General features: G+C 53.8%; 2 protein-coding genes and 2 pseudogenes. 3 read left to right on the forward strand and 1 reads right to left on the reverse strand.

All coding sequences use genetic code 11. The features are described 5' to 3' along the window. From AC2FI9_RS22645 to AC2FI9_RS22655, 3 genes and pseudogenes are all read left to right on the forward strand, one after another. Positions 1 to 313: pseudogene (locus AC2FI9_RS22645) on the forward strand (hypothetical protein); the annotation flags it as partial. Positions 314 to 1366: 1053 nt separating this feature from the next. Then, positions 1367 to 3013 (forward strand): hypothetical protein, encoded by a 1647-nt coding sequence (locus tag AC2FI9_RS22650; protein ID WP_496770966.1) that lies wholly within the window; start codon positions 1367 to 1369, stop codon positions 3011 to 3013. A 186-nt stretch (positions 3014 to 3199) separates the two neighbouring features. After that, on the forward strand, positions 3200 to 3595 hold the full coding sequence (locus tag AC2FI9_RS22655) for a rhodanese-like domain-containing protein (RefSeq protein ID WP_496770968.1): 396 nt from the start codon (positions 3200 to 3202) through the stop codon (positions 3593 to 3595). Positions 3596 to 3652: 57 nt separating this feature from the next. Here AC2FI9_RS22655 and AC2FI9_RS22660 read toward each other — a convergent pair. Continuing rightward, positions 3653 to 3877, reverse strand: a pseudogene (locus tag AC2FI9_RS22660) (LysR family transcriptional regulator); the annotation flags it as partial.

The following is a 3877-nucleotide window of genomic DNA, read 5'->3' on the forward strand; positions in this document are numbered from 1 at the left end:
CGGTTACGATGAGCCAGAAACCCTCTCTTATCAAATCTACTTAAACTGTCCCATTGGTGCTGACGTCAGACACGATACCCTGTTCTATTCTTGGGTGGCTGAGGGTGGTCGTATCAACTTCGACCTCCATGCTCATGCAGGCGACCAAAACGTGATCTACGAGAAGGGGCGCGGTCAAACCGAAGGCGAGGGCAGTTTTGAAACTCCCTTCGCCGGTGATCACGGCTGGTTCTGGCGAAACAGGGACGATGAGGCGGTTACAGTCACACTCAACCTAAATGGCGCGTACTCGGGAATTGTGCGGAGCGAGTAATTCCTCATGCCGCGCATCCAGGAACCGGGGGCGCGGCATAAAAGCGGCTATTCGATACTGGGACGTCAATGGCGGCAAAGTCCGCTAAGCCGGAATTGCAAAGTCTTGGATTGAATGTCCGTTTTGGGCTGCTACTCGACAAACGAATATGCCGCAGAGAACGTATTCCCCCGACCGACCTCCTGCGCCACCACTGAACGTTCTGACTGATAGTGTGGCAATTGTTCACCGCGCCTTTTTGGCTGGTGAGCAAATTCCTCAGGAGCGTTGGCAACAACCCAGCGACTATGCTGTTCAGTTCTTTCCTTCACCTGGCTTGGCTTTTGCGGATGTTCACGCTGCTCTTGCGCATGCGATGGCTGGAAACAGAGAGCGTCTGGAAACAACCATTGACGGCGCAAAGGGCCCCGCGGCCCCACCGTTGCTTCGGTCGCAGGCGCATTCCGTGCGTTGGCGGATGGAAATGCGGATGAAGCGATTGAGAAATTTGTAGGTGTCATGTCTGAGCACGAACGCCTAGGCGGCAGCCGGGCGCAACGCGACTTAATTGAGTTTTCATTGGCGCATGCGCTGGCAATTTCGGGACAATCGAATGAAGCTCGACGCATTCTCAACATGCATCGACCGCATACCTCTCATGACCATGCAGTTGCCACGCTAGAAGGATAGGGTGCCTGAATTTTTGACGCCCGCAATGAGCCCAAATTACACGTTTTCAACACCACTTAGAACGGAAGCTGTCGCACGACGCTACCAAGCCCCAAAAGTGTTAGATGGCGGAAAAGACCAATCTGACTGCTGACATCAGCTTTCTCAAAAGCCCGTCTTAGGTGTGTGCGAGCGGTGTTTGTGGTCTTGTCGGTGGGCTACAGTGGAGGGATTGGACGGCGCGTCACTCACGCGGCCGACAAGTTGATCAGTCGCCAAGAAGAGTGCTTCGATCAATGGAGTTCATATAAGACGGGTCTATGCCTTGGGTCGGCTTTGATGTCGCCAGTATCGAGAAACAGCCCATTGTGGTAACCTCCTACCTCTAATTAGGGGGTTATTGTGATGGAATACTATGATCTCGGTAGCTACAGCCGAAAGATCACAACCTCGTCGGACGAAGCCCAGCTTTGGTTTGATCGTGGTTTGGCTTGGACTTACGCCTACAACCACGAAGAAGCGATTGTATGCTTTCAGAATGCTGTAGCTGCGGATCCAAATTGCGCAATGGCGCACTGGGGCATCGCGTATTGTATTGGGCCGAACTACAACAAGCCCTGGGAAACATTCGAAGAAGACGAAAAGCCTGACTGTATCGCCTTGGCGAAAGCGTCAATCGAGGCTGCTGCGTCGTTAAAGGAGCGGCTGACGCATGTTGAACGCGCGCTAATCGATGCCATTCCAGCGCGTTATCCATCTTCATCGGATATTGAGGATTTCAGCCCGTGGAATGATGCCTTCGCTGATGCGATGCGAAAGGTTCACACCGAATTCGATCCGGACCTGGACGTGTCTGCGATTCTGGCCGAGTCGCTCATGAACCGGACACCTTGGCAGCTTTGGGATTTGCCGACCGGAAAGCCCGCCGAAGGGGCCGATACGCTCGAGGCAATATCCGTGCTCGAAAATGCGTTCGATACACTTTCCGGAGCATGGGAGCACGCAGGACTATTGCACATGTACATTCACCTGATGGAAATGTCGCCCCACCCCGAACGGGCACTGCGTCACGGCGATGTGCTCAGCACGCTGGTGCCCGAGGCCGGGCATTTGTTGCACATGCCGACCCATATCGACGTGTTGTGCGGAGACTACATGAACGTGGTACTGCGCAATCACAAAGCCATATTGGCAGATCGCAAGTTTCTGAAGCGCGAAGGCCCTGACAATTTCTATTCCGTCTATCGGTGCCACAACTATCACTTTAAAATATACGGTGCGATGTTCTTGGGGCAACCATCGGCAGCAATCGAAGCCGCCGATGAGCTGATCGACACCTTGCCGTCAGACACTCTTCGGCCTATGGCGGACTGGTTTGAAGGCTTCATTCCAATGAAGCAACATGTGCTGATCAGGTTTGGTCTCTGGCAGGATATTCTCGATCAGGATCTGCCAGAGGATGAAGAGCTTTACAGCGTGACCATTGCCATGATGCGGTATGCAAGGACGGTTGCCTTGGCCAACCTACACAGGGTCGCCGAAGCCGAGAGTGAAAAAGCCAAGTTCTATGATGCTCTGGCCAGAGTTCCTGAGACCCGAATGCTGTTCAACAACACATGCCGGGACATTCTGAAGGTCGCTGAGCAAATGATGCTGGGTGAGTTGGACTATCACGCAGGAGAGCACGAAACGGCCTTTGACCACCTGCGAAAGTCAGTCGAGATCGACGACAACTTGCCATACGACGAGCCCTGGGGCTGGATGCAACCCACCCGTCATGCGCTGGGTGCTCTTCTTCTTGAGCAGGGCCAGATGGAGGAGGCCGAAGCTGTTTACCGTGCAGACCTTGGCCTGGATGCAACGCTTAGCCGGGCCTGTCAGCATCCGGGCAACGTCTGGAGCCTGCATGGCTTGCACGAATGTCTCACCCGGCGCGGTGAAACGGTCGAAGCCGCCCACATTAAGCCACAACTGGACAAGGCCACTGCTCGCGCCGAGGTGCCGATCAAGGCATCGTGTTATTGCAGGCAGAAGGCTTTGGCCGCCCAGTAATCACTGATCAACAGCAATGGCCGGGGTATTTGCGAGGCCCGCTTCTGCCGTTGACCGGGACTTATTTAACTTCGTTGATGGCAACAGTCTGGACGACGACAAGACTGCCAAGCATCGCTTCGGTGCCGATTTGCGGTAAATCAGCCGCATGCTAGCATAGCGCAGGATTTGCAGTCGGGGGGCAATATGGTCTTAACATTCGCACAAATGGAAGCTCAGGAAATATCCAAAGCAAATCCGATTTCAGCAACTGACACGCTGGCAGTACTGATCGAAGACCCCAACGCACTTGTAGTGGACGTGAGGGATAGCGCTGAAATGGCGGCTACAGGTATCAGCCCTAGAGCAATTCCGGCTCCTGGTCGCGCCGTCGCTTGGATGGCAGACCTTGAAAATGAATACAGATCTCAAGAGTTACAGGATCGTGGAAGGCGAATTTTCACCACTTGTGGCGGAGCTCCGAGCTACCGAGGCGCGGCAGCGGCAAATGTATTAACAGCAATGGGTTTTCAAAACGTGCAGTTCATCGATGGAGGGATGGGGGCTCTGATCGCAGCTGGCTCCTCCACAAAGCAGCCTTAAAAAACGGCGAAACCAACGGTCTTGAGCAAACAGAGCAGGTGAGTAAATAGATACTTCTCAGCTTCCAGAGTTGTGTCTCGATACGGCTTGTGATTGCGCTTTAAGCCAATTGACGAACACCTTAGCCTCGGGACGCTGAAATTCTGCTTGAGTCTGGATGTAATAGACGCCGAAGAGTGGCTCAGAGAACAACTCAATCATTCGACCAGATGACAGATCGTCCTCGAAAAAAGCTCTGGCAGAATACGTGATACCGTCACCCCGGCGAACCGCAGTCATGAT

Source organism: Ruegeria sp. CDSA246, from assembly GCF_059611225.1.